General features: G+C 57.2%; 23 protein-coding genes. 5 read left to right on the top strand and 18 right to left on the bottom strand.

Going from position 1 to position 25,317, the window contains the following annotated elements:
• Window positions 1-14: 14 nt before the first annotated feature.
• The 6 genes from C7402_RS36155 to C7402_RS36135 all read right to left on the bottom strand — a co-directional run bounded on the left by C7402_RS36155 (window position 15) and on the right by C7402_RS36135 (window position 9,169).
• A complete protein-coding gene (locus tag C7402_RS36155; protein WP_112175412.1) occupies window positions 15-2,273 on the bottom strand; it encodes a polysaccharide biosynthesis tyrosine autokinase in 2,259 nt (752 codons plus the stop codon).
• Window positions 2,270-2,743: an arsenate reductase/protein-tyrosine-phosphatase family protein gene (locus C7402_RS36150; protein ID WP_165842078.1), complete on the bottom strand. Its 474-nt coding sequence runs from the start codon at window positions 2,741-2,743 to the stop codon at window positions 2,270-2,272. The genes C7402_RS36155 and C7402_RS36150 overlap by 4 nt, the downstream gene beginning before the upstream one ends.
• A 61-nt stretch (window positions 2,744-2,804) precedes the next feature.
• Window positions 2,805-4,460: a hypothetical protein gene (locus C7402_RS46550; RefSeq protein WP_133254620.1), complete on the bottom strand. Its 1,656-nt coding sequence runs from the start codon at window positions 4,458-4,460 to the stop codon at window positions 2,805-2,807.
• 49 nt (window positions 4,461-4,509) lie between these two features.
• The gene (locus C7402_RS36145) at window positions 4,510-5,682 is read right to left on the bottom strand and encodes a polysaccharide biosynthesis/export family protein (protein WP_372460530.1); all 1,173 of its coding nucleotides are present in this window, start codon (window positions 5,680-5,682) and stop codon (window positions 4,510-4,512) included.
• A 373-nt stretch (window positions 5,683-6,055) separates the two neighbouring features.
• Window positions 6,056-7,435 carry an undecaprenyl-phosphate glucose phosphotransferase gene (locus C7402_RS36140; RefSeq protein WP_112175416.1) on the bottom strand — a complete coding sequence of 460 codons (1,380 nt, stop codon included), beginning with the start codon at window positions 7,433-7,435 and terminating at the stop codon, window positions 6,056-6,058.
• A gap of 564 nt (window positions 7,436-7,999) precedes the next feature.
• Window positions 8,000-9,169 carry a porin gene (locus C7402_RS36135; RefSeq protein WP_116613990.1) on the bottom strand — a complete coding sequence of 390 codons (1,170 nt, stop codon included), beginning with the start codon at window positions 9,167-9,169 and terminating at the stop codon, window positions 8,000-8,002.
• Between the two features lie 472 nt (window positions 9,170-9,641).
• Between C7402_RS36135 and C7402_RS36125 the strand changes: the two genes are divergently transcribed.
• Complete coding sequence (locus C7402_RS36125) at window positions 9,642-10,727, top strand: GlxA family transcriptional regulator (protein WP_116613988.1); 1,086 nt, start codon at window positions 9,642-9,644, stop codon at window positions 10,725-10,727.
• A gap of 162 nt (window positions 10,728-10,889) precedes the next feature.
• Here the strand turns inward: C7402_RS36125 and C7402_RS36120 are convergent, their stop codons facing one another.
• Window positions 10,890-11,924: a helix-turn-helix domain-containing protein gene (locus C7402_RS36120; protein WP_116613987.1), complete on the bottom strand. Its 1,035-nt coding sequence runs from the start codon at window positions 11,922-11,924 to the stop codon at window positions 10,890-10,892.
• 497 nt (window positions 11,925-12,421) lie between these two features.
• Window positions 12,422-13,339 (bottom strand): helix-turn-helix domain-containing protein, encoded by a 918-nt coding sequence (locus tag C7402_RS36115; RefSeq protein ID WP_244315017.1) that lies wholly within the window; start codon window positions 13,337-13,339, stop codon window positions 12,422-12,424.
• 455 nt (window positions 13,340-13,794) lie between these two features.
• Between C7402_RS36115 and C7402_RS36110 the strand changes: the two genes are divergently transcribed.
• The gene (locus C7402_RS36110; protein WP_112175430.1) at window positions 13,795-14,343 is read left to right on the top strand and encodes a dTDP-4-dehydrorhamnose 3,5-epimerase family protein; all 549 of its coding nucleotides are present in this window, start codon (window positions 13,795-13,797) and stop codon (window positions 14,341-14,343) included.
• Window positions 14,344-14,463: 120 nt separating this feature from the next.
• Here C7402_RS36110 and C7402_RS46545 read toward each other — a convergent pair whose 3' ends face one another.
• Complete coding sequence (locus C7402_RS46545; RefSeq protein WP_133254619.1) at window positions 14,464-14,721, bottom strand: hypothetical protein; 258 nt, start codon at window positions 14,719-14,721, stop codon at window positions 14,464-14,466.
• 138 nt (window positions 14,722-14,859) lie between these two features.
• Here C7402_RS46545 and C7402_RS36105 point away from each other — a divergent pair, with 138 nt between their 5' ends.
• Window positions 14,860-15,201 (top strand): hypothetical protein, encoded by a 342-nt coding sequence (locus C7402_RS36105; protein ID WP_116613985.1) that lies wholly within the window; start codon window positions 14,860-14,862, stop codon window positions 15,199-15,201.
• A 171-nt stretch (window positions 15,202-15,372) separates the two neighbouring features.
• Window positions 15,373-15,696 (top strand): hypothetical protein, encoded by a 324-nt coding sequence (locus C7402_RS36100; RefSeq protein WP_116613984.1) that lies wholly within the window; start codon window positions 15,373-15,375, stop codon window positions 15,694-15,696.
• Between the two features lie 47 nt (window positions 15,697-15,743).
• Here C7402_RS36100 and C7402_RS36095 read toward each other — a convergent pair whose 3' ends face one another.
• From C7402_RS36095 to C7402_RS36075, 7 genes are all read right to left on the bottom strand, one after another.
• Entirely contained in the window at window positions 15,744-16,142 is a 399-nt protein-coding gene (locus C7402_RS36095; RefSeq protein ID WP_116613983.1) for a response regulator transcription factor, read from the bottom strand.
• 394 nt (window positions 16,143-16,536) lie between these two features.
• Window positions 16,537-17,493 carry a GlxA family transcriptional regulator gene (locus tag C7402_RS36090; RefSeq protein ID WP_224044893.1) on the bottom strand — a complete coding sequence of 319 codons (957 nt, stop codon included), beginning with the start codon at window positions 17,491-17,493 and terminating at the stop codon, window positions 16,537-16,539.
• A gap of 670 nt (window positions 17,494-18,163) precedes the next feature.
• Complete coding sequence (locus C7402_RS47210) at window positions 18,164-18,322, bottom strand: hypothetical protein (RefSeq protein WP_165842077.1); 159 nt, start codon at window positions 18,320-18,322, stop codon at window positions 18,164-18,166.
• Between the two features lie 121 nt (window positions 18,323-18,443).
• Window positions 18,444-18,842 (bottom strand): DNA-binding transcriptional response regulator, encoded by a 399-nt coding sequence (locus tag C7402_RS36085; protein ID WP_112175440.1) that lies wholly within the window; start codon window positions 18,840-18,842, stop codon window positions 18,444-18,446.
• Between the two features lie 716 nt (window positions 18,843-19,558).
• Entirely contained in the window at window positions 19,559-19,681 is a 123-nt protein-coding gene (locus C7402_RS48065) for a hypothetical protein (RefSeq protein ID WP_279635591.1), read from the bottom strand.
• Between the two features lie 24 nt (window positions 19,682-19,705).
• Entirely contained in the window at window positions 19,706-20,473 is a 768-nt protein-coding gene (gene cuyB, locus C7402_RS36080; RefSeq protein WP_224044891.1) for a cysteate racemase, read from the bottom strand.
• Between the two features lie 215 nt (window positions 20,474-20,688).
• Window positions 20,689-21,420, bottom strand: coding sequence for a GntR family transcriptional regulator (locus C7402_RS36075; RefSeq protein ID WP_116613981.1), 732 nt, complete (start codon window positions 21,418-21,420; stop codon window positions 20,689-20,691).
• A 268-nt stretch (window positions 21,421-21,688) separates the two neighbouring features.
• Between C7402_RS36075 and C7402_RS36070 the strand changes: the two genes are divergently transcribed.
• Complete coding sequence (locus C7402_RS36070) at window positions 21,689-23,233, top strand: UxaA family hydrolase (protein WP_116613980.1); 1,545 nt, start codon at window positions 21,689-21,691, stop codon at window positions 23,231-23,233.
• Window positions 23,234-23,280: 47 nt separating this feature from the next.
• Here C7402_RS36070 and C7402_RS36065 read toward each other — a convergent pair whose 3' ends face one another.
• Together C7402_RS36065 and C7402_RS36060 are read right to left on the bottom strand one after the other, a co-directional pair.
• Window positions 23,281-24,309: an ABC transporter substrate-binding protein gene (locus C7402_RS36065; RefSeq protein WP_116613979.1), complete on the bottom strand. Its 1,029-nt coding sequence runs from the start codon at window positions 24,307-24,309 to the stop codon at window positions 23,281-23,283.
• Window positions 24,310-24,407: 98 nt separating this feature from the next.
• On the bottom strand, window positions 24,408-25,313 hold the full coding sequence (locus C7402_RS36060) for an SMP-30/gluconolactonase/LRE family protein (RefSeq protein ID WP_116613978.1): 906 nt from the start codon (window positions 25,311-25,313) through the stop codon (window positions 24,408-24,410).
• Window positions 25,314-25,317: the final 4 nt, after the last annotated feature.

Here is a 25,317-nt window from a genome sequence, read left to right as displayed (position 1 = left end):
ATGCGTCGCGCGTTCTAGCGTTCATCTTGTATGGCCGGATCACCGGTCTCCTGTGCGTAACGGTAGCTGTAGCTCGTGTACTTCGCCCCGTAACGGAATCTCCCCGCCTGCGGATCAATCCCATTCAGCACCACGCCCTTAACCGTAACGTCGACCTGCTCAAGGCGCCGTGCGCATTCAACTAACTCTCCAGCCCGTGTTGCTCCTGCTCTTGCGACGAGGAACACATTCCCCCTCGCGAGTGGCGCAAGGATCGCTGCATCCGGAACGGCAAGCAGAGGTGCGGTGTCGAGCACCACGACATCGTAGAGACTCGACACATGTTTGAAGATCGCTTCGACGGATGTTTGCGTGAGGTAGTCCGCCGCGTTATTCACATGCGATCCGGCCGCCAGGAAGTCCAGATTCTTGTGCTCGATTTTGATCACGGCCTGCTCCACAGTTGCCTTCCCTGCTATGACGTCCGTCAGTCCGAATTTCGCGCTTGCGCCGTATGCATGACTCAGATTCGCTCGGCGCAAATCGCAGTCGATCAGTAAGACTCGCTTACCTGCACGTGCCAAAACACCTGCTACGTTCGATGAAACGAACGACTTTCCAATCGATGGCGTTGGCCCTGCGAACATCACGACATTGTTCTTCGCGTCGGTCATCGAAAACTGGAGGCCCGTACGGAAGCTACGAAGACTTTCGACAGATGGGTCGTCAGGCTCTAGGAACGCCAATAACCGGCGGCCCACCTTATTGCGACGCATTCCATTGGACCACCCGAAGCCGCGTACCCGGCAAAGCGGAACAACAGAGAACACACGAAGATCAGTGTCGCCCTGAATCTGGTGCGGATCGGAAATTCCGCTGAAGAGCAGATCGCGCAGCCACGCGGAACCGACCGCCGCGAAAGCTGCAAACGCGACAACAACCAACGACAAGACCGGCCGCCAATAGCGCATGGGGCGATCCGGGAAAATGGCATTGTCGAGAACGCGTACGTTTCCGATCCGCCCGGCTCGCATCAACTGGAGTTGCTCTATGTTGTTCAACAGACCAACATAGAGATCATTGTTGACCTTTACATCTCTTGCCACGCGCAGGACCTGCTTTTGCTCGCCAGGGAGTCGATCGATTCGCTGCTTTAAGGTGTCGGCTTGACCTTGCAACACCGCGATCTGCTTATCCAGCGCCGTGACGGTCGGATGAGTCTCCGAAAACAATGTTACCGCCGCCGCACGCTTCTGCTGTAACTCTGCGAGTTGAGTTTCGTTGTCGGCAGATTGCTGAAGAATCGTCTTCGCTTCTCCTTCAATATCAACCGATCTAAGCGTGGCTCGCACCTTCGCGTATTCGCTCTCCGACGCGTCCAGCTTCTCTTTCAATACCGATACTTGACCTCTCAGGAAGTCCAGCGACCGTGCCGCATCTTCAGCCTTTCGTGCGACGTTTTGGTCAACGTATTGGCCTGCAATATCATTGAGAATGCTAGTTATCAGCTTCGGGTTTGTTCCACGGAGCTTAACCTGCAATATGTCGGAATCCTTACCTAGCTCACTAATTGAGAGTTTTCGTTGAAGCTGATTAATCGTCTCAAGACGTGAGTCGCGTGTCAGCCGGAATCGGGTTCCCGTATTCCCATTGACCGAATCGATCTGGAGCGTGATCGGGCCGTCGTCGGTCAGAAATGTCTCCGCGCGGCCGACTTCTCCGACCACATCTTTATCCAGGCCTGGACCAGAGAAGCTATATTTTTGACCAGGGAGCACCGTAAGATAATAATGCTCACCTTCTAGAGAATTCGGGACCTCAAAGTGAGAGGCCTTGATACTTTCCGATCCCCAAGCATACCCGCCGAATCCCAACAGGCCCGGCGTTGAAATTCCCCTGTTCGACCGCGCGATCGCTCGCCCGATGATCGGGAAACGCACAGGCTCCGCCGTTATGTATAGCTTCAGATTGTCGACCGCAGATGCGACGACAAGGCGGGATTGGAGCACCTGCATTTCGGTGTCCGCCGACGACTTGACATCAAACATTGCTGCTAGCCCCTGGCCCAGGAGTGACGTCGCGGTAGAGGCCGCCGCGCTTTCGTCGACCTGCGTGAGGATGTCGACCTGGTACTCCGGATCAGCGAGAAAAACCACCACGAGGCCGAGCGTGGCGATGATGCCGAATATCCAAAGCATCATTCGTCGATAGAGAACGAGGACGTCCAAAAGCGCCGCGAGATTGAACTCCGGCTCCACGGTATCGTTCGCGCGCGTGCTTACTGCTGAATTCATTGCTCGTCCCCCGCGCTCAGCAGCTCAGAGGACTCTACCCCTAAATCGAGAGATCTAACCCAGTAGTCCACCGCAAGACTCAATGTCTCTCTACATTCGCGAAAGCGGTCGATCGGCAAACCGATTGGATCTGAAATGTCAATGCCCAAGCTTTCACCAATTCTAAAAATCTTGCCACGCGTTAGGGGATATCTGGCTTCGATACCCTCGACTTGTTCACTACTCATCGCGAGAATCAGATCTGCGTCGCGTATCATCTGTTGTGAGCACTGCTGTGCGCGATGTGCGGAGATGTCGAGTCCAATCTCGCTCAAGACCGAAATTGAGCCGCTGGCTGCCGGGTACCCGACTTCTGCCTCGATCCCAGCCGAGACGACACAAATTCGGCCGGCACGACGTCGAAACAACTCTTCGGCAATGGGGCTACGGCACACGTTTGCGTGGCATACGATTAATACGTTGGAGATCATCCGTTTATCTGCTGAATATTTGGTTTCGGTTGAGAGGACCGTACTCGACATCGAGTGCACACTAATTAGCGTACCAGACCGGAAATTCCGTTATCCGAATTCGACCGCTTGCTCCGGAAATCTGAGCTGTTACGAAAAGTCGTGTCGCACCGGGGGGTACGACTGCGCGTGCAACGGGGAGTGATCGACTCGGGTACTCGAGATTCGAATCAGTCTTAATCGAGTTGCCTAAATCGTCCGAAAACTCAAAAGACAGGTCAATCGCCAATGCGCCCCCTACAGTGTCGGCGACGCACGTTGCCATCACTGCTTGACCGACGCGCACCGCAAGCGGAGACTTATTCCGGATCGTCATCGTCGACGCCCCTGGCGCAACTCGCAGAACAAGCGCCCTGCTTTCCGTAGATTGGCCTTCATATTCCATTGCCTTGTTTGCGTCTGACGCGGCGAATTCCAGTCCACCGGTCGACCTGGGCGAAATATTCCAATGCGTCAGGGATCCTGGTTGCATGCCGACTGGATCACTATCAAATTTGCTATCAGCGTTGAGAAGTGATCCACGCCAAGCCAGTGCGGGGATGCGCTGAAAGCTCAAGCCGCTGATATGTTCGACAGGCACCTCTTCTCCAATGAGCGGTAGAGCGGGGTTCTGCGCTGGTGCTTCAAATCGCCATTCGACCGCGGAAGCCGAGAATCGCGCACTCCCGGAGACCAGACGGCGCGGCGAATTCGGCTTACCCTTGGCTTTCCAACGACGAGGTAGAACTATCGAATTTTCGACATTAACGCGAAGATTTGCGCCAGCCTGCGTCGCGTCCACTAGTAGCCGGTCTATGCCCTCAATATGACAATGATGCAGCGACACCGTCCCATAGCGTGCGCTACGGTCGAAGTAGACAACGTCTCCGTTGAAGTCGAACGAGCAACTATCGAAGACGAAGTCCATACTGTCTGAATCTATGCGTACCGCACGATTCGAACCGGCAATGGTGCAGTCGATGAATGTCATCCGTTCTCCGCTGTTGATGCTTCTCTGCGAGATCGGGAGATCGACATATAGCCCTTCTTCCCGGTTTTGCTCAAACCGGGAAGATATCCAGCTACTCAGATAGACGTTGATCGGGTCGAATTTGAGTGCCCCCCGCCAACCACTGACCACAACGTTGCGGCCGCCTGCGTCGCGAACGACGCCCGAATATCCGGGCCTGCGGTTTCCCATGACGACACCCCAGCCCTGAGCACGCTGAATGCCGGGTCCCAAAATCGAAATTGTTCCACCTGAGCCGTCGAGGAACGGCGAACGGCTACCAGGAAAGCGAAGCAATGTTGGCGGCAGAGACGTCTCGTTTCTGCATTCAATGCCATTGCAATCGTCAGCGGCTTGTGAGAAGTCAAGTAGTACGCCGCCGACTGAGCACAGTTTGACCCACGGTGCCGTCTCGATAGTACGGTTCAAGGCGTAACGTCCGGATTGCATAAGCAACACTGGCAGTTGCGACGTGTCCTGAGATCGCTCGGCAATTTCCCGCACATAGTCGATTGCTCGTTGAAGCGTCGCGGCATCGTCGCGGTTGCCGCTACCGGCATTTTCAAATTCGCCGATCCAACGGAAGCCGCGTCCAGGGTTCACCAGCTGCGGCTTGTCAGCAACAGCGCGATCGCACGCAGCGGCAATGATGCTGCTCGCAGAAAGGGTGAGAAGCGCACGTCGTTTCATAACTGCTTGGTCCAGTTTGCGTTAGCTTGCGTCGAAGGTCTCGCCGTTCTTACTTTGCGACCAAACCCGCTGTGAGGCCCGCATCGATAGCCGGAAGCAAGAGCGAAAGCACTCGGCTGAATCGAACAAGTCCATTTCCGTCGACATAAACGACATCTTTCGGATCGAGTGTGAACTGATTCGCGAGCACCATAGAGACGGGTGACGACGCGTCCAGATGGAATACTTCAGCGTCTTTTCCTGTGCCACGAATAACGTACAACTGGGCCGCGTCGGCAGTGGTAGAACTAATACTCCCGGCTTGCGACAGCGCGTCGCTTAGCGTAAGAACTCCGTTCCGAAGAGGAAGTGCTTTTGTTGGCTTTGTTACTTCGCCCATAACATAGACGCCGTTATCTTCGCGCGCAGATACACGAACGAAATCACCGCCTCGGAGCACAATCTCCGCCGGGTTGTGGCCGCCATCCAACATCTGTGTCATGTTGATTCGAAACGACTTTCCGTTGCGAACTAGTTCGATAGCGCTCTGATCTGCCGTTGTCGCAAAGCCACCGGCATGACCAATCGCATCGTAGAGTGTCGTAGGAATGTCGTTAATTGCTTGCGCGCCAGGCGTGTGCACGTCGCCGTCGACATACACTTGCTGCGAACGGAAAGAAGCGATCCGTACGGTGACCTGAGGATTGTGGAACGACTTGCCCAGCGCGCTCGCGAGTTTGCTCTGGAGTTCATCAACGCGCAGACCTTGAACCAAAATGGATCCAGCGAACGGAAAATTAAGACGACCGGCATTATCAACAACGAAGCCCGGTGGTGGATCGTACGTCCGTGAGTCTGCGGGGGGCTGAGCGCCGAGCGCTGCCGCGAGTTCCGGATGATCCCAAACGGTAATTTGCAGTACGTCACCCGGCCCGATGGCATACGGGCGCGCTTTGTCAAACAGTGACCCAGCTTCGACGCCAGTCTCCCGTACGGCGTCGCTCCGCATCCTGCTAATGAGCGACATGGTGATGTCTGTCATGGGAACTGGCAGGCGAGCCTCAGGGGTTCCCTGACTCGCCGACTCGACAGGCAAACTTGACGCTTGTTGCATTTTCATTCCCGGGGCGTACATGCATGCAGACATGGCAACCGGAGCAGAAAAAAGCAGAACGACTCGATATACTCGCGATCGCAGTTCAAACAGCCGACGCAAAGCAGCCCCCGCCACCCTCGGTTGCATCAGTTCAATCCTTTCCATTCTTGTCCCAGTGACCGTCATCATGGATGCGTTCGCGCCGGCATAGCCCGCACACGCGGCTTCTGACGAAGTTTTGCGAATTAATTAGAAGCGCACCTCGCGCGGAGATGCACAAGCTCAGGAGTCGCGCCCCCCATTTGATAGCGCAAGCAGAGTGAGCTTTACGGATTTCCCAACAATTGCCTTCCTTAGGCGTCGAACTGATTCTCGTCTCTCAATCGATCAATATCAATTCGGATATCTGATAAAAAATTATTCAATAGATAACAAACACAAAAGAAAATAATCGATATTTATCTAATATAAATCTACTTTCCTTCATCAAGCTATCCAACAAAATATCAATCTATCCCGCTCAATAAGCGTTGCTTCCTGCAAATCCTTTAATAACTGTCGCTATCACAATACGCATATCAAGCGCAAACGACCAGTTTTGCAGATAGTAGAGATCGTGCTCGATTCGTTTCACCATCTTCTCAATGCGGTCGGTCTCTCCACGGAAACCATTTACTTGCGCCCATCCTGTGATGCCTGGCTTCGCACGATATCTATGGATGTAACCGTTCACCACCTTTCGATATATTTCATCGTGCTCGATGGCGTGAGGTCGAGGACCAACAACCGACATCTCCCCCTTAAGGACATTGATGAATTGAGGCAGTTCATCCAAACTCGTGCGGCGAAGAAACGCGCCAACTCGTGTAATGCGAGGGTCGCCACGGGTCGCTTGCGTTACGATGCCTGCAACCTCGGCATGCTGTCGCATTGTCCGAAACTTGAAGATTCTGAACGTTCGACCATCAGCCCCCTTGCGGGACTGCCTGAAAAATACAGGGCCGCTTGATGACGCTTTTACGGCGATCGCTATTCCCAATAGTAGTGGAGTCAAAGCAGTTAGTGCTGCTAATGCGAAGAGGCGATCGAAAATTTCCTTCTTTACGAGCGACCTTGATGCCAATGGCGACGCGATAAGATTGATTGCGGGTGCCCCCACAAGATCAATGACGCCTCCGTCAAATAACGCGACGCTCTTGACGTCCGGAATAAACCTGACATTTACGAGGTCTTCACTGAACTCGGAAACGAATCGATGAATCGATGCCTCCTCCGAGAGCGGAAGCGCCAGCCAGATCTCCTGGATGCCTCGCTGACGTACATAGTCAACGAAGTCGCCAAACTCGTCGAAAGGCTTCTCAGCGCAATTGTGCGGCGCACTGACGAGACGTGTATTGTAGGCAGCTGCGACGCGGAATCCACTTCCCGGGGTAATCCGGATTTTTTCCTTGACCGCTTCGGTGTGGATACCGTCGCCGACCAGAGCAACGTTTCTTATGTTGATTCCGGCATTGCGGGCCTTGCTCAAAATGTAATGTGCGCCTACGCGTGATAGCAGCAGAAAGCAAGCTGCAATCGCCGTCCAATATACCAACCAAAGTCGCGAGACCAGTTCGACGCGATGCAGAGAGAATGTCAGCACAAGTCCGATAGCCTGGACCGTGCACCATGCCAATGCGACCTGCGAGAGCTGACGGGGCAGCGATCGACCGCGCCAGGAGTCATACATGCCAAATGCCGGGAATATTACAAGAGTGAGCGCGACAGCGAAGGTGATATATGCTGTATCCGGAGTGCCTTCGACAAGCCCACCGAAGCGGACATCAGTCGCAAGCAAGGCGCCGACGACAACCGAGATTCCGTCGACAGATCTCGCTACGATTCCTTGTACACCACGCATTTTCAGCTCCTTCTGAAACGTAATCGATGGCTGCGAAAGCTGGTCTTCGATCTACGCTTAGACGTTGTAATCTAGCCCGTGGCTATCCTTTGATACGCAAAACAATCGCTCGCGGTCGGCACCATGGCAACGGTTGCCAAGAGTCAAAGATCCGCGCCTGAGATAAAGTCGGGACGGGATGCCTGCTGGTTGAGTAACGCTAGCCCGTGGATGACTTTTTTCATAGCGCAATTTCTTTCAACATCGGAGGATTTCGAATGAATTCTCCCTGGTTGCTGAAGGCCCTATATCTGAATTGAATCAGTCATCAATTCTCTCTGGTTGCACCGCATCATAACTTCTTTAACATGCGACGCAATAACCCTGTCTGAAGCCGCCAATGAATTGGCCGACTAGTGCGCATCGCAAATATTTGTTATGCGAAATCACGCACTTCTAATGATCTTTAATGTCTTGTTCTTTAATGTACTTTTAACACGAAGACAGACTGCGCCTGAACAAGCAGAGTTCCACAAAGGAAAAAGGCGCCCTAAGGCGCCTTGAGACGTCGTTTGATTCCGAGGGCTAGAACCGATGGCGCATGCCAACAGTAACGGCACCTTGCTTTTGCGCGTTCGAGTCGGAACTCAGGCCATTCAGATATGCCCAGACATGACCGGAATTCCGACTGACATGCTGGAAGTTACCCTGCAAGTAGACATCGGTGCGCTTCGACAACGCATAGTCCGCCTGTGCCGACACGGTGTTATAAATCGGGTTCACACCGCCGCCAAGGTCGGCCCGCGTATACGTGTATGCCCCGGCGAGACTAATTGCAGGCGACAATGCGTAGCGCACGTTGCCTTCGAAATTCTGGAAGCGCGCACTATTTGCGCCGAATGCAATGCCCCCAGACGTTCCGGACTGACCCGATGAGATGCCGCCACCAAGCGTGTCAGACAGATTCGTCTGCGTATAAACTACGCCGGCGGTTACTGGCCCATATGTGTAGTTCACCCCACCGCCAAATGTGCGCTGCCTGCCAGCGAGAAAAGTCCACTCTCCAGTTTGTGCACCGCTCGCGCTTGAACTCGGTCCGCTGTTTCCAAATACGGTGGATGTGATGTCGTTGTTCAGTTGCAGATAAGCAGCGGCCAATGTCAGGCCACCCCACGCGTACGATGCACCAAAGCTGTACGCGCGGTTATTCGCGAACTGCGTGCTGTTCGAGAACGAATACGTCGCACCAAACTTGAACCCCGCGTAGTTGAGGCTCGTGTACTTGATCGTGTTGTTGAATCTGACCGAGTTGTTCAGATTGTCGTTATCGAAGGGATGCGCGGAGATCGTGCCGCCGTATTGGCTGCCCGTGTTCGAGAGCGGTGCGAGGTAGTCAACCACGCTGTCGTACTGCCGACCAAGCGTCACCGCCCCGTATTGGTCACTCGCGAGACCAACAAAGGCTTGTCTTCCGAACATGCGACCGGATTGTGCCGCTGTACCGTTCGCAATGCTGAAGCCATTCTCCAAGGTGAAGATCGCCTTCAGGCCGCCACCGAGATCTTCCGAGCCACGCAACCCCCAGCGACTGCCATTGACCGTTCCGCTCTTCATCTGCCAGGTGTTCTGTCCGCCGCCCCGCACATACGTGAAACCTGCGTCGATCAGACCATACAGCGTGACGCTGCTTTGCGCCTGGGCGACTGTCGCGAAAGTGGCAGAAAGCACTGCTGCGGCAGCGATCTTATATTTCATTTTGCAACCCTATGAATATACGAATCTATGAAAATCAGTTCACATAGAATGACTCGGGGTTTGATGGAAGGGTTCTTCCTGCGCTTCCAGCGCTCGATCCCAGTGCCGAAGAGGAAGCGTCACGCAGTTGGCCAATCTATGATGTCTGTATGCTGGGCGACTATACAATGGCAACACTTCACCCACGTCGCCAAAACTTTCGTCAATTCCGCCATTCACGCGATTGAATTGACGGCGGATTTCGTTTGACGACTGCAACACGGTCTCCACTTGCATGTCCACGCCACACCGCTATAGTCAACGCTGCGGCTCCGTGCGTTAGAGAACAGGACCGCTGCGTTTGAATTGGCGAAAACAGACAAAACTGCGACGGATCTCGCCACAGTCTCATTTCAATAATATTCGCTAAGTAGGATGATCAGGTCGTAAGGCCGGAGGTCGGGGCGGTCATAAGAATTGTTAATGCAACGGGATGAAGATGGGACCTTTTAGCGAGAATGCCGGTGCCTCAAAGCCGGTCGAATACGTTGGCGGGGAACTGAGACAAATCGGTCTTGTTTTGTGCGACCGATTTGCACTGGCCGATACGGCCATCGTCGTCGAAGCTTTTCACGCGCTGAATACGACTATGGCGAGGTATGGCAAGCACGCCGTCCGGTACAACGTACGACTCCTCTCGGCGGCGGGTGGCAGGATGACCAGCGCGTCCTCGGTCTGCGTCTGGACAGATAGTGTCGAGAGTCACGTCGCTGCTGCTCCGTTACGGGCAATTATCTTTTCCGGCGGTAGCGGAATCCGTGATGCGCTGCGAAGCGATCCATTTCTCGGATGGCTGCATCGCGCGCAGGCGAGTTGCAAGCAGTTTCTGGCGATTGGCGAGAGCAGCGCTGTGCTCGCCCATCTGGGTAGCTTCAGGCGCGATATCGCGTTGGCAAGCTCGAACGGACGCTCCTTCATCAATGTTCAGTCTCAAGCGCTTCCCGCCGACAGTGCGATTTCCGCCGCGGTCGCCGTGATTGAGCGCGAGCACGGCGAGGTGATTGCTGCGCAAATCGCGAAGTCCATCGATCCGGAGTTCGGCTCGGGTTTGACAGATGATATTCGTCGAGGCGTCGCGGCAACGCTTAGTCAACCCATTCAGGATGCGGCTCAGTGGATGTGCGCGAACGGCGACCGGGATATATCACTCGACGAAGCTGCGCAAATTGCCGCCATGAGTGGGCGCAATTTCCTGCGACGGTTCAAGCTGGAAGTCGGCATGAAGCCGTCGGAGTATCTGCTGAAGGTCCGGCTCGACATGGCATGCCGGCTTCTCACACAAACACGGCTACCGGTCGAGAAGATTGCACGGCGGTGCGGGATAAACGGGGGAGGCAGGCTATCCAAACTTTTTCGCGAGCATTTACAGCTCACGCCAACCGAGTACCGCGCAGAGCGTTCGGATGTTCAGCGGGATAGAAAGCAATCCACTGAGGTCGAACGGCAGTCGAGCGCACCTTTCCTCGTGAGCGAGAATCCCCGCGAGTTTTCGGGTGTCCGTGGTGCTGGAGGGGAGTGAGATGTTTAACAGGCGGACGTGATCATTCGCCAAAGGCGAGGCGCGTTCGTTCCGCCCGCGAGAGCGGTTCGCGCGGCAACATCAGTCAGGTAGACACGGCACTGAACTTACGCATCTTCACGGGGCACTTCGGCCGTCCGCGAAGCGACTCTTTGCGTCGAGCTAGTTGATATTTCGCTTCTCACGATATTCGGTTGGCGTCAGCGAAAAGTGCTTGCGGAAAAGCTTTGAAAGCGAACCCCCTCCACTCAATCCGCAGCGCCGGGCAATCTTTTCAACCGGCAAATCGGTCTCAACCAATAGCTGACAGCACAGCTCCAATCTGGAGTACATAAGATACTCCGATGGAGTCACCCCAATTTCAATCTTGAAGCGACGCAGGAAGTTGCGTTCACTCATTGCCGCAATTTGTGCGGCGTCTGCAATCGCGACGGATTTCCCGCCGTTTTCCTCAATCCATCGCGCAGACTCGAGTATGCGCTCGCTTGCGCTTTTCGATGCACGTTCGCGCACCGCCGACATCAAGCCAACCTCCTGGCGACCGGGCAGCGTGATGTCGGTAATCGCTCTAGGGATGGCCGCGCCAAGGTCTTGCTTGATCAACTGTAGCGCGCGCTGGACCGGCCCATTGAACGGTTCGATATGGGCGTGCGGGGGCCTGCGTGCAATGCCGTCGTCGACGTTTCCACCAGTGGGCCAATGACTCGGTTGACCTGAAACGCCCGCGATAGTCAGCAATACCTTCGAGTCCGCCATCGGGATCAAATTCGCGGCCTGGCTGCTGACGAACCGGATGCGCTCCAGGAGCGTCGCGTTGCCAGACAGTGCGCTGTTTCCAGGTCCGGCGATGAACAAGGCGTCGATAGGCTCCACTTCGCGGGTCTGAGCGAGCGGTTCGGTCCAGATGGATACCGCCGAGGAACTCTCAAGGCGGCCGCCCTCAAGCGACTTCAGCTGGACGTCGTAGAACGGCGCCGTCCCTCCCACACCATGGGGTGAGGAACTGCGATTGGCTGCATGGAATACCTCAAGGACTGTCGCAACCTCGGGTAGGCGGAATCCGGAGAAGAGAAGAAAAATTATCTTTTTTCTTATCCTCGGAACTAGAACTTCGCCTGTGCGGCCACTGCGAGCAATACTGTGACTAACGAAATTCACCATCGCGCACCCCGATATTGGACCTATTTCGGCTTTCATTGAACCGAATTCGTCGAAGGCACTATCGTACCTAACTTACAGTCATTTTCCGCCATCAGTGGCGAAATAGTTACAAGTCTTGTCGGACGAGAGCTAACCAGCCAAAAGCGTAAGACTTTTTGATCTAGAAAACGCATTTAAATACAATGCGTTATCGATTAATTGCTGAAAAATCTGGAAGATTTTCCGGTATTTCTTACCGCCCGGAAGCTAACTAGCCTCCTTCGATTCAATTTCGGTCATCACACAGTGGCTTTCTATGTTTTGATCCGGTTACGTTATTCTTTGCGATCAGTCTTTTGAATTATGCTTACCACATATTTCCGGTTGCAAGCAAATTTACCCACTTTCGGGGCCTTGGCCCAAAAGCGCGGTTAATTACCTTGGCTGCTTGTGGAAATCTGAGTGTGGTCCTGCTTACGATAGCTCGCAGTGGGACCGCTTCCATATGCCCACTGGTGAGCGCGTCGTCGCCGACAGTCGATCGGTGGGCCCGCCTAGGCCTTCTGCTGGCCGGTGCCCCGTTCACGTTGGCGGAATTCGGAAGGGGTCAGGGAGAATCGCCGGCGAAAGATCTTGGCGAGTCGATCTCCATTCGTCCAGCCGCACCTTTTAGCGATTTTGTCGATCGAGAGATCGGTCTCTGCGAGCATGCGGGAGGTCAAATCCAGTCGAGCTTGCAGCAGGTACTCGGATGGCGTGACGCCCATCTCCTGCTTGAAGCATCGAAGGAAATTGCGTTCGCTCATTGCCGAGACGTTCACCGCATCGCTCACGGAGATCGGCCGGTCACAGTTCTCTTTGAGCCAGCGTGCAGACGCGCGTACCTTTTCGATTGCCGTGTCAGCTCTCGCGTCGGCAATCAGAGGCGTAAGCGTCGCAAAACCGTTTGCCGAGAGCTTGCGTGAGATGTCCTTGACTGCTTCCTGGCCGAGATCCCAACCGACCAGCATAAGGGCCGTCTTCGTCGGCTCGTAACGATTTGCCCTATTGCTTGGCGCTTTCGCCTGAGACGGATCGGTATTCGATTGAAGCAAGCTGCTGCGGTAAGAGTCGGGACGGAGCTGCATCGTGTCGATTAGCGCCGCTGCTTTGCCAATGCCGGAAACGATTTTCGTCGACGGTACGACCACGCGAAGCCATTGGCGAACGCGCTCGTCGCGCGTCACTTCGGTCAGGTCGCCGCCGTCCGCGATAAACAGTGCATCAAAGCCAAGGTTCTTCGTGGCGTCGCATTCTTGTGTCCACACGTTGACTGAGGACGAGCACTCTACGTCGCCACCCTGTGTGGAGTAAAACTTGACGTCATACAGCAATCCGTCGTCGCGTTGCCGTTCCGCAATCTCATTCGCGAGGTGAAAGATCTCCGGAACCACGCCGATCGAGAGTAGCGAAAAGCCCTTGTAGAGCAGCACGCCGATTCTTCTCGTCGTTCCGGATCGCGGCCATCCTGTGCCAGAAACGGCATTTCCCCGCTCAGCACCCCCGGCACCGATGTCGCCCATCTTCACCCCCTCTTCTATTTTCGAGTACTTGATATTGGTATGGCTTGTGACGCTGAATCGACCTCTTTTCAATGCGACGCATCATACATGAGCTACTAAATTGTCCGGATGCTTGACCGATTAAAGCAATATCTTGTCGGTTTAAAGCACATGCACTAGAACGGGTTCAATCCGACATCAACTTCGGCTACTCCCGGGATAGCGAATTTTGTAACGTCATTGACGCAATTGAATCGCTTTGGCGGAAGCGGATAATGTTTTGTCCGGTATGAAACAGGTAAGTCGTCGGAGTTCGTGACATAGTCGGGGAGAAATTGGATAAGTTAAGAGTCGCAAAAAGCACCCGGAACACACAGAGAAAAAGAATGTCCTTTCGCCTTGGGAATACCGCTCTTCGTGACGTTAAAGTATTTGAGCCGCAGATCGAAGCTCGATCAACGGGCGCGTTTTTCAGGAGCTTTGATCAGGACTGGTTCAATGCGAACGTCTCCCGAGGCTACCTGTTCACCCATGACGAGCAGGCGGTTTGCCCGCGCAATGCGTTGGTCGGCCTGACCTACCAGGTTCAAAATCCGCGCGGGATCGTTTTGAGAGTGCTGTCTGGAGAAGTATTCGCCGTGGCGCTCGATCTGCGTCGTATGTCGATCACCTTTGGGCGATGGACTGGCGAGCCTCTCTCCGCATCGAACTGTCGCCAGCTCTGGGTACCGCCTGGATTCGCGCACGGGTACATTGTTCGATCAGAGGTCGCGGAGGTACTCTCAAAGGCGTCGTCGCCGCGCCTGGCCGATTCCGAACGCACAATTTGCTGGGATGACGCGGATCTCAACATCGATTGGGGTGTTGCCGCATCGCCCATCATTGACAGGAAGCAGCGCAACTGCGTCGATTTCAATGTTGCCGAGTACTTTTAGGCGGGGACCGACTGCCAATTCATAAGGTATCAATCGATTGTCGTTTTCCGAAAAGTTCTCCCATCCGACATTGATCGGAATCATCAAGCATGATGAAGAATCACGTAAATATCTTCTAATTTAATTAGCTGATTTTAAAGAAAATCGAATCGAAATTTTCGATTCGCGAATTAAGTAATTACCGAAAATATCGTGATTTATGACCATGTTGACCGGGATCTCCAGAGAGACCTCGTCCCGAAACCGTTCCGACCATGTGCCGCCACAGGTCAATACTCCGCGAACCGTGGTTTCTAAACAAGCTATGCAATTGGTTGATCGGACGACGATCGCCGCCAAACGTTGGTCAATTCCAGCATCGCAAGAGATCTGATCCATGTTCGACGCTGCGCTCACATACAATTCAAACGAGAACGCAAGCGTAGGCAAGCAAAGATCTTACTGATTGTCGAGCGGTGACACGTTCACGCCGTTTCAATACTCTTTCACTCATCCATGACTACATGCTCTCCGGGAATGGGCCATACAATCGATTTCGCGGCCATCGTCGACCCGGCCCCGCGCGCGAGTATGGATGCACGCCCGGAATGTGCGGGCGATTCGCAGTCCGATAGATTCAGCGCTGTCGAAGTCGCTTGCGCGGCGCTCTTCGAGCGCTGGTGTGCCAGGCGCAATGTGATCCCGCTTGCGTATCTAATGCACGTCTGGCCGATCCCCAAGCCAACAGACCTGGATATTCGGCAACTTGGCGGCTCGATGACTGAGTTGTTGCGCGGCCACGCAAGCGCGCTCGACGTAGAAGACAAGAAGTTGATTAAAAGGACGCTCTTGTCGGTTCAAGCCGCGCTTCACGTTTAACGTCAGCGATGCTGTACTGGAAACACGCGAGCGGCGCTTTACTTGCGCCAGATTCCGCGCAGCGCCTTCGCGTGTTTCAAAGCGACACGCTATTGAAAGTCGCCGGAAATAGAGGATGACTGATCAACCTGCTCACCCGAAAGTTGCGCTACATCGGGGCGACCCAACACCATGGAAATTTCAGACAACGATTCCTTTTTTTGCTTCCGTCTTCCCGAAGTTGAATCCGACGATTCGCTTTATATGGCTCACTTTTCGCGAGATCTCTACGTTTTGCTTTCTCGCATGGACGCACAGGAGATGGTAGTCGCCTTCGAGATACCGAGGGTCAAAGTGGCGAAGAGCCGCCGGCTGTCGACCGAAGCACTCGTGAGAACCGCGATTGGACAGGGGATCAGAGACGGCGTGTTTGCATCGGCCGGTAGCGCGTGGCTGGAGTTCGACCTGGACTCGCCGACATGGGCCGGTGATCTTCAGGTAAGCAACCTTCAATAACCACCACGGCTATGTTCGAGGCCAATGCGCGGTGATGCGGCGAGGGATCACATCATCTGGCTGATTGCCGTACGTGCCGCGTAGTACGGACCGTTGCCAAGCGCGTGCAAAGGCGCGAGGGATTCCCCCTCGGAGAGCGGCTTGGTCACGTGAACGTCCGCTCCGCACTCCAGGCCTGAATTGATCACGCCACATGCTGTTTGCGGCGACGTGAACAGTACGATCGGCCCCACGAATTCGCGACGAGCAAGGTATCGCAGCGTCTCATAGCGTCCGCGGTCGGGCTCACTCCAATCCAGCAGAAACAGATCGATGGATACGTCTTCGAGCAAACGCCGCAGTCCTTCGTCACTCCTCGTTCCAAAACAAAGGTGGCCTGCGGAAGAAAGTATTTCAAGCGTACGGTCAAGCTCGCCAACGTCTGGCTCAAGGATTGCAATTTTCATAGTGGAAGTCGATAGCCGGTGCAACTCGTGGGTTGTCGAAAGGGGCCATCCTGGTGCGATGCACTGTCCCGGAATAATCCGGGACGGATCAGCTGAACCGAACCACTGGCGTCTTTCACCGGAAATCACACGGCAGCGCTTGATGAAACGTTGCCGGGGGACTCACAAGACAGGCTCCCGATCCCAACCACGACGCATAAGATATGCGAAATCCATCCAGGCGAGTACGTCAATGTATACGTAATTTCCGCCACATTGCAGACACCGCCGGGTGTATCGATCCCTTCTGCCTCATGCGAGCGTCTCGCGTTCGGGTTACATGGCGCGAGGAACCAGCGAATCCGGCATTCCTGTTGCGGCGCTCTACCGGCCGCGCAATGGCGCCGAGGCGATATTAGTCGTTGGTGTGACGGCGCCGGGCGCGATATTCCGTAGGTGTCGCGCAAAGGTGTTTGCGAAACAGTTTCGCCAACCGGCCACCGCTGCCCAGCCCGCAGCGCCGCGCGATCTTGTCCACGGGTAGATCGGTTTCGACCAGCAGGCGGCAACTCATGTCGATGCGCACATGGAGCAGGTAATCCGAGGGCGTGACGCCCATTTCGATCTTGAAGCGGCGCAGAAAATTGCGTTCACTCATGGCGGCGATCTGCGCTGCGTCGTCAATCGTCACCGGGCGATCGCCATTCGCTTCCAGCCAGTTTGCGGATGCCTGGATGCGCTCGCTCACGCCGCCGGAGAGCGTCGTGCGGATCGCCGCGGTGAAGCCGTTTCGTTGTCGGCGCGGCATGGCGTGGCCCGCCACTTCGCGCGCAAGCGCGCTTCCGAGGTCTCGCTCGATGAGCGCGAGCGCCTCTCGCAACGGGCCCGTGGCCATGTCCGCGAAGTCGGTTGCGGTAATGCGGTCCTGGCCTGTGCTGGCCTGCATCGCGCAATCCAGCCGGCTGGCTGAGCGTTCGATGCCCGCCGCGTCGAGCAATGCCTCGCCTTCCCCGATCGGGATCACGACCTCACAGCGCAAGCCTTCGAGGCGCAGCCAATGAAGCAGGCGCTCATCGTAAAGCAGGTGTCGCGGCACAAGCCCGCCGGCGACGAACAAGGTGTGAAATCCGCCCGCATAGCGTCGATCCTCGACGCTGTTCGTCCACACGGACACCGAGGACGAGCTTTCGACACGCCCGCCGGCCAGCGACAGCAGGGAAACCTCATAACCGGTACGTCCATCGTCGGCATAGTCCAACTGCGACAGTGCATTGGCCGACTGAAATAGCTCGAGTACGGTGGCCAGTTCGGAAAGCGAGAATCCACCGCAGAGGAGAACCCCAATAGGCCTGACCGCATCCGGGTCAGGCAAGGCGCAACACTCCGCGACGCGATTTCGTTGACCGCCACCTCCGCACTCCATCAGTACCCCCCGCTATTCAATAGTCGCATTAGCTTGCGTTAAGTCGAATTGGTAATCCAAGCCAATGTCACAGCAGAAAACACCACACGTTCGTGAGGTGACTGGCAGCAATCGCCGCATGTTGACCGCACTGCTCAAATTTTCGAAATTATTTATCGATCTATTTCGAACCGAGACGAGATCATAAGCAATAAATATACGATTCGCCACTATTTCTCAATATCTTCTGAGAAATGTGGTCTAGCCAACTGTCAACGTGTCGGAACGCCACAAATGCGAGAATTGACCGGAGCCCGCAATGTGACCGTGGAGTGAAGTGATCGTTGAAAAATGTCATTCAACGATCAATAGAAAAGTCACGGCTAATTCCCTCGAAAAATCGCATTGCCGGCATTTGCATCACCGAAAGCGGCTCTCGATCGGTAGACAACTTCTGTTTCCCAATGGGTTAGCACGTATCAGAAATCCGTGCCCAAAAATATGCATTCTGAATGCATAAACTCGGTGGAGAAATATCCAATATCACGAATATCCAGAGCCACACCTGGCGGGCGCCAGCGAGTGCGGTTGCTGTGGTCATCGTTCAATGGCAAGGCCGCTTGCACGCGCCAATCCGCTGCTACGGCAGTGACAGGCGTTCGGGCACGAAGCTGCGAACGGCGCTGTAGATGACGATCGGGAGAGATGCCGCCCAGGTGGAGAGAAAGATTACGCCAGCCGCCAGAATGCGCTCGGCGCCGCCCGCAAGGTCAGCGGGCGCATGGATGCGGTCATCCAAGGGAAGTCGGCAATGCCGGCTGAGACAACAGCCGACGCGCGACCGCATCGCGGAAGGCGTTCGGGCGGCGCGGCGCGGGCGCGTTGCGACAGCCCGCGCGCCATCACCCAGCGCCTTTCGCTCACATGACGTGAGTGCCGGCGGCGAATACGGACGCGAAACCGTCGCGGCTCAAGGTGTGCAGGCTGTTGAGCGAGTCGATGCCGCGCAACGGCTTTTCGAGCGCCAGGCTCGCACCACACTTGATGCCGGAATTGACCACGGAGTCGGGCGTGTGCGGTGCAACACACAACACGACGGGCACACCTGGCGCGCACTGCGAGAGGTGGGTGAGCGTGTCATAGCGCACGCCGTCGGGATCTGTCCAGTCGATGAGAAACAGATCGACCGACACGTCATCGAGCACCCGCCGCACGCCCTCATCGCTCCTCACGCCGAAGCACAAATGCCCCGAGGCAGAAAGCGTTTCGAGGGTTTTGTCTAATTTGTCGACGTCGGATTCGAGGATTGCAATTTTCATAGGTCATTGGCACCCGCAGGTGTAACGTGAAACGGTGTTTTATCGATACCGCCACACGGACCCGCTTGACAACGCCGTTCCGGAAAGAACGTGCGAAATTGAATATTAGCGAGTCTACGCGATGTCGCGTGCAAAAAGTGTCGGATTTAACAATTCCTGGGAAATGTCCTGGGGGTCTAGCAAAAACCCTAAACTTTTTTCGTTTAGTGCCGATAGCACACTGGTACCTCCCATTTTGCATGTCAAGGGTGAGCCGCACATAGTCGCTATCAATTGCAGCAACGCGCGTACCGCGCCTTGGGCAGGATTGAGCATTGGGCTGTCCATGACAGCCCACGCCGATATTCCTGTGTCCGCGCCTTTCAGCGCTGAAAAAGATTCATTCCACTCCGCAAAACCGACGAGATTCGCCCACGATTTTCATTTGCGGCGTCGATATCGATGCAGCCCGTGTGCTCATGGACAACACTGCCGGGCAAACCAGGGCTGCACCCTACTGCAAGGCTTGTGGACGACATAGGTCCGGCACAACAGATGCGCATCGCTACGCGAACAAACGCAACGTCCAAATGAACGACTGCGCCCGCCATCGAGATTCCGATTATTTCATTGCGCCGCAGAATCTCCGCAACGAACGCATGTAATGTATCGTCTGGTTCGACAATATTTTCCGATATTCGACCATGTCCGGTCTGTCGACATGCGGAGAATCGAATTCAATCGAGCCCGGCAATTTCCCGGAAAAAAGAAAGAAAAAAATCGAATAAAAAAGTGCTGCGATTCGCCACGGCGCGCATCTTCGCGAGCAGCTCGCAGGCTCGCGCCTCGAATTCGCTCAAGCGCGCCGAGTCAATAACAAGGCGTCAAGCAGCCTCGCTCATCACTGGCAAACCCGTTCCATAAAACCAGTGAATCGCGGCCACCGCGAGTCCGTCGATCGAATCAACGAACGACATGGGCAGCTCGGGCCGCCGATGGTGGGGAATAGCGAGCGGCAGTTCGGTACAGCCCAGCACGATCGCGGTTGCGCCGCGCTCCTTGAGCAAGCGCGCGCCTTCGGCAGCGGGTGCGAAAGCTTCGTCGAGACGGTTGGCCTTCACCAGCCGGATCGCTTTCATGCAGTACTCATCGATCTCCTCTTCCGTCGGGACGACCGGCGTGAAGCCGCGCGCTTCGAGCACCTTCTGGTACATGCCGAACTTGAGCGTGGCGGCCGTGCCCATCAAGCCGATCTTGCCGCGCCACACGCCGTGGTTGTGCAGGTCGTCGACAGTCGCGTCGATGATATTGAGAATGGGCAGGTCGGTGTGCTGAAGCAGCTCGTCGTACCACAGATGCGCGCTGTTGCACGGAATGGCGATGGCGCTCGCGCCCGCCTTCTCCAGATGTTCGATGCCGTTGAGCAGCAGCGGCAACGGGTTCGCGCCGCCATGCAGCTTGGCGTCGGTGCGATCGGGCACGCGCGGATCGCTCCACAGGATAGTCGGGATGTGGTCCTGATCGCGCGGCGCTCGCGTGAGTGCTGTCAAGCGTTCGAGGAACGATGCGCCCGCCATGGGGCCGAGGCCGCCTAATACGCCGAGAAAGCGCGTTTCGTTGACGGCGGACTGAAGTTGACCGGTCGTTTTCACTTTAAGCTCCTTTGGGTAAAAGGACGCCCTGCGCGTGCGAGACCGCCTCGTGAGCCGTCTCGATACGTAGAACCAGGTAGTCGGGAGATACGGCGAACGATGATTGTGTGGTTCGGATCGTTCGTGCCGCTTCTTGAATTCTAGTGCGCACTGAGCGACGCATACCGGCAATATGCGCGGCGCAGTGTCGCGCGGTTGCCGCGCGATTGCCGCCTTCAGCGGCCCTGAAACAGGCCGATGTTCGCGTCATAAGCGGCCTGCTGACGCTCGAACGCATCGTCGAGGTGATCGCATAGCGCGCGTTCGGCGGCGTCCGGGTCGTGCTGCTCGAGCGCCTCAAGCACCTTTTGATGCTGCTTGAGCGTGACGTCCGCGACAACCGGATCGCGCACCGTGATATGGCGTACGCGGTCGATCGGTGCGCGCGCAAGCTCCACGAGCTGCTGCACGCGCGGCAGTCGCGCGGCGGCACAAACGGTGGCATGAAACGCGTTGTCGCAACTGATGGCCGCAACCGGGTTGTTGCGTTCGATCGCGCGGCGGTGCGCCTCCTGGATGTCGTGCAACTGCTCCAGCTCGCGCGTGGTGATGATCTCGGCCGCGCGGCGAATGCTCGCGGTTTCGAGCACCTTGCGGATCAGCGCGCTCTCGGCGAACTGCTCGCGCTTCACCGGCGCGACGAAAGTGCCCGACTGCGCGGCGATGCGCACGAGTTCCTCGCGCGACAGTTGCAGCAGCGCCTCGCGCACCGGCGTGCGCGAGATGCCGAGCGCATCGGCAAGCGCGCGCTCGAAGATGACGTCGTCGGGTTGCAGCGTCATGGTCACGATCGCCTCGCGCAGCAATTGATAAAGCTGCGCGGAAAGCGCATTCGCGCGATCGAGTGTGAAATCGGCGGGCAGCAGCCGGGCGACGAACGCCGCCGGCTCATTACGGTTCTCAGTCATAAGTCGATTGGTTACGGCGTGCTCCGGCATCCGGGGCGAAGCGCAGCCGTCAGTATATGGGTGTCCCCATCGTTGCGGCCCTGCCTGCCGCTCCAGTCGGGGTTTTCCCTCGATCCGGCCAGGTTTGCGTTGTTCTCCCGCCCAGGTTTTTCTATAATTTGCCAACTAATATATTACCGTATCAATTTACAGCCTACGAGATTCTGTGCGCGCAGGACCCCTCGTGCGCTCGTGACTGAACGACAACGCCCACTTCTTCCTGTCGACCATGCAATCCATCTCTCCTGCACGCGTCATCCGTCTGCATCCCGCCGACGACGTCGTCATCGCGATCGAGCAGTTGATCGGCGGTATGCCCATCGAGGGCGAAGGCGTTGTCGCAAGCGGCCTGATTCCGCCCGGCCACAAGATGGCCACGCGCGCCATTGCGGCGGGCGAGCCCGTGCATCGCTACGGGCAGATCATCGGCTTCGCAAGACAGGCCATCGCGCCGGGCGAACATGTGCACATGCATAACCTGGACATGGGAGAGTTCGCACGCGACTATGCATTCGGTCAGGGCGCGCACACGACAGCCTTCGTTCCCGACGACCAGCGTGCGACCTTCGAAGGCATCGTGCGCGAGGACGGCCGCGTCGCCACGCGCAATTACATCGGCATCCTGACTTCTGTGAACTGCTCGGCGACCGTGGCGCGCGCCGTCGCCGATCACTTTCGCCGCGACATCCACCCCGAGGCGCTCGCCGGTTATCCGAACGTGGACGGCGTCGTTGCGCTCACACACGGTGCGGGCTGCGCGGTCGATACCGAAGGCGAGGCGCTTGCGCTCCTGCAACGCACGCTCGGCGGCTACGCGTGCCATGCGAACTTTGCCGGCGTGCTCGTGATCGGGCTGGGCTGCGAGACAAACCAGATCCCGCGCCTGCTCGAAACGCAAGGACTCAAGGAGCACGCGCGGCTGCGCACCTTCACGATCCAGGACTCGGGTGGCACCGCAAAGACCGTTGCCAAAGGCATCGAGATCGTGCAGTCGATGCTCGCCGACGCCAACACCGTGCGCCGCCAACGCGTGAGCGCGAGCCACCTGAGCGTGGGCCTGCAATGCGGCGGCTCGGACGGCTATTCCGGCATTACCGCGAATCCGGTGCTGGGCGCGGCCGTGGACCGCCTCGTGCGTCACGGCGGCACCGCCATCCTCTCGGAAACGCCGGAAATCTACGGCGCCGAACATTTGCTCACGCGCCGCGCGCTCACGCGCGAAGTCGGCGAGAAGCTCGTGGCGCGTATCCGCTGGTGGGAGGATTATTGCGCGCGCCACAACGCGGCGATGAACAACAACCCCTCGGCGGGCAACAAGGCGGGCGGCCTCACGACGGTGCTCGAAAAATCGCTCGGCGGCATTGCAAAAGCGGGCAGCACCAATCTCGTCGAAGTGTACGAATACGCGCAGCCGGTAATCGCGAAGGGCCTCGTGTTCATGGACACGCCCGGCTACGACCCGATCTCCGCAACGGGCCAGGTGGCGGGCGGCGCGAACCTCATCTGTTTCACCACGGGCCGGGGTTCGGCGTATGGCTGCGCGCCCTCGCCCTCGCTCAAGCTCGCGACCAACAGCGCGCTGTGGCGTCGCCAGTCCGACGACATGGACCTCAACTGTGGCGGCGTCATGGATGGTGACGACGACATCGAAGCGCTCGGCGAGACGCTGTTCCGCATGATGCTCGACACCGCGTCGGGTGCGCGCACGCGCAGCGAATTGCACGGCTACGGCCAGAATGAGTTCGTGCCCTGGCAGATCGGCGCGATCACCTGAAGCGTAATTCGAGCGCCGCCGCGTTCGCGCGGCGGCACTCGTTCGCACTACTTCTTGTCGACGACCGCCACTGTCTCTTCCGCGTTATAGAGCTTGTCGCTCACGCCGCCCGGCTTGAGCTTCGCGAGTTGCGCATCGAGATCGCCGTGCGTCACGGTCACGAGCGGCACCTGAATGTCCTTCGGCATCTTCTTGCCCGCAAGCGCCTGCTGCGCCACCCAGAACGCCGCCGTCACCGCTCCCGGCGGATTCGACACAGACGTCGTTTCGTAGCCCGCGCCCGCCTGGTTCTTCCACCAGTTGAGCTCGTCGTAGCGGTTGCCGAGCACGATGATCGGCGTCGGGCGGCCGGCCGCCTTGAACGCCTGCGCGGTGCCAAAGCCGTCGTCGCCCTGGGTCGTCACGCCGTCGATCTTCGGCAAGGTCGGCAACACGCCCGCCACGGCCTTTTGCGCGACCGTCTGCGTCCAGTTGCCGTTCACGCTCGCCACCACTTTCAGGCCGGGGTATTTTTTCAGGCCGTCCACTACGCCTTGATGAATCGCCTCGTCGACGGAAACGCCCGCGAGTCCACGCACTTCGAGCAGATTGCCCTTGCCGTTCAGGCGCTTGGCCAGATAGTCGACCTGGTCCTCGCCCCACGCGTGAAAGTCGAACGACACGCGGTACGCGCACGGCTCCGTAACGGTGCCGTCGTACGACACCACGACGATGCCCGCCGCGCAGGCCTGTTTGATGACGCCGTTGAGTGCAGTCGGCGAAGCCGCATCGACGACGATCGCGTTATAGCCTTGCAGGATCAGGTTCTGGATCTGCTGGGCCTGCTCGGTCACCTGGTTCTCAGCGGTCGTGAAGGTGGGCGCGGCCGCGACGCGCTTTTGCGCCACCGCCTCGCCCGTCACCGCCTGCCAGTCCTTGAGCATCGTCTGACGCCAGGCGTTGCCCGCGTAGTTGTTCGACAGCGCGATCTTCTTGGTGGCCGTGCTCGTCTGCACGACCTGCGCGTTTGCGTTCGCCGCGGCGAGCGCAAGGCTCAGGGTGGTCGCGGCAAGCGCAATCTGGCTCAGTCTACGCATGAAATGTCATCTCCTCTGATGGTCTCTGCTGCATGGTGTTGGTTGCTTGCGCCCGGAAACGGGCCCTAGGTTGCCTTCGGTTGCCTTCCGTTGCGCCGCTATCGCCCCGCCCCGCGCACGCCCACGTGCAACGAATAGACCGAAGTCGTCGCCGTGATGAACAGCCGGTTGCGGTTGAATCCGCCGAAGGTGAGATTGGCCACCGCCTCCGGCAGCAGGATCTTGCCGAGCAACGTGCCGTCGGGTGCGTAGCAGTGCACGCCGTCGGCGGCGCTGGTCCAGACGTTGCCGTGCTCGTCGAGCCGCAGACCGTCGGGAATGCCGTTTGCCATCGTGACGAACACGCGGCCGTTCGAAAGGCGTCCGTCGCGCACATCGAACACGCGAATATGGCGCGGGCCGTCTTCGACATGCGAAGCGCCCGAATCGGCGATATAGAGCTTCGTTTCGTCGGGCGAGAACGCAAGGCCGTTCGGCTTCACGAAATCGTCGGCCACGCGGCGCGCCTCGCGCTCCCCGCGTGCGAGCGCGTAGACGTGGCAGCCGCCAATCTCGCTGTCCGCACGAAAGCCTTCGTAGTCGCTGAGAATGCCGTAGTCGGGATCGGTGAACCAGACCGTGCCCTGCGAATCGACCACGACGTCGTTCGGCGAATTGAGGCGTTTTCCTTCGTAATGCGAAACAAGCACGCTCACACTGCCGTCGTGCTCGGTGCGCGAGACGCAGCGTCGCCCATGCTCGCAGGTCACGAGCCGCCCTTCGCCGTCGCGCGTATTGCCGTTGCTGAAGTTCGAGTTCGCACGGAACACGCCCACGCCCATGCCGGGCGCCCAGCGCAGCATGCGGTTGTTCGGGATGTCGCTCCACACGAGCAGGTCGCTCGCGGGAAAGTACACCGGCCCTTCGGTCCACAAGCAATCGCCCGCGATCTTCTGCAAGAGCGCGTTCGGCTGGATCAGATGCCGGAAACGCGCGTCGTGAACTTCGTGGTCGTGCTGATTCATGTCG

This window comes from Paraburkholderia unamae, assembly GCF_003096875.1.
GTDB lineage: Bacteria > Pseudomonadota > Gammaproteobacteria > Burkholderiales > Burkholderiaceae > Paraburkholderia > Paraburkholderia unamae.
Note: the sequence above shows the minus strand (reverse complement) of the source record. Positions and strands in the feature narration are given on the sequence as shown.

Coding starts and splice junctions, on each gene's coding strand:
- C7402_RS36155 (WP_112175412.1), bottom strand. CDS start 2,273: ATGAATTCAGCAGTAAGCACGCGCGCGAACGATACCGTGGAGCCGGAG.
- C7402_RS36150 (WP_165842078.1), bottom strand. CDS start 2,743: ATGATCTCCAACGTATTAATCGTATGCCACGCAAACGTGTGCCGTAGC.
- C7402_RS46550 (WP_133254620.1), bottom strand. CDS start 4,460: ATGAAACGACGTGCGCTTCTCACCCTTTCTGCGAGCAGCATCATTGCC.
- C7402_RS36145 (WP_372460530.1), bottom strand. CDS start 5,682: ATGCAACCGAGGGTGGCGGGGGCTGCTTTGCGTCGGCTGTTTGAACTG.
- C7402_RS36140 (WP_112175416.1), bottom strand. CDS start 7,435: ATGCGTGGTGTACAAGGAATCGTAGCGAGATCTGTCGACGGAATCTCG.
- C7402_RS36135 (WP_116613990.1), bottom strand. CDS start 9,169: ATGAAATATAAGATCGCTGCCGCAGCAGTGCTTTCTGCCACTTTCGCG.
- C7402_RS36125 (WP_116613988.1), top strand. CDS start 9,642: ATGAAGATGGGACCTTTTAGCGAGAATGCCGGTGCCTCAAAGCCGGTC.
- C7402_RS36120 (WP_116613987.1), bottom strand. CDS start 11,924: ATGAAAGCCGAAATAGGTCCAATATCGGGGTGCGCGATGGTGAATTTC.
- C7402_RS36110 (WP_112175430.1), top strand. CDS start 13,795: ATGTCCTTTCGCCTTGGGAATACCGCTCTTCGTGACGTTAAAGTATTT.
- C7402_RS46545 (WP_133254619.1), bottom strand. CDS start 14,721: ATGGATCAGATCTCTTGCGATGCTGGAATTGACCAACGTTTGGCGGCG.
- C7402_RS36105 (WP_116613985.1), top strand. CDS start 14,860: ATGGGCCATACAATCGATTTCGCGGCCATCGTCGACCCGGCCCCGCGC.
- C7402_RS36100 (WP_116613984.1), top strand. CDS start 15,373: ATGGAAATTTCAGACAACGATTCCTTTTTTTGCTTCCGTCTTCCCGAA.
- C7402_RS36095 (WP_116613983.1), bottom strand. CDS start 16,142: ATGAAAATTGCAATCCTTGAGCCAGACGTTGGCGAGCTTGACCGTACG.
- C7402_RS36085 (WP_112175440.1), bottom strand. CDS start 18,842: ATGAAAATTGCAATCCTCGAATCCGACGTCGACAAATTAGACAAAACC.
- C7402_RS36075 (WP_116613981.1), bottom strand. CDS start 21,420: ATGACTGAGAACCGTAATGAGCCGGCGGCGTTCGTCGCCCGGCTGCTG.
- C7402_RS36070 (WP_116613980.1), top strand. CDS start 21,689: ATGCAATCCATCTCTCCTGCACGCGTCATCCGTCTGCATCCCGCCGAC.
- C7402_RS36065 (WP_116613979.1), bottom strand. CDS start 24,309: ATGCGTAGACTGAGCCAGATTGCGCTTGCCGCGACCACCCTGAGCCTT.
- C7402_RS36060 (WP_116613978.1), bottom strand. CDS start 25,313: ATGAATCAGCACGACCACGAAGTTCACGACGCGCGTTTCCGGCATCTG.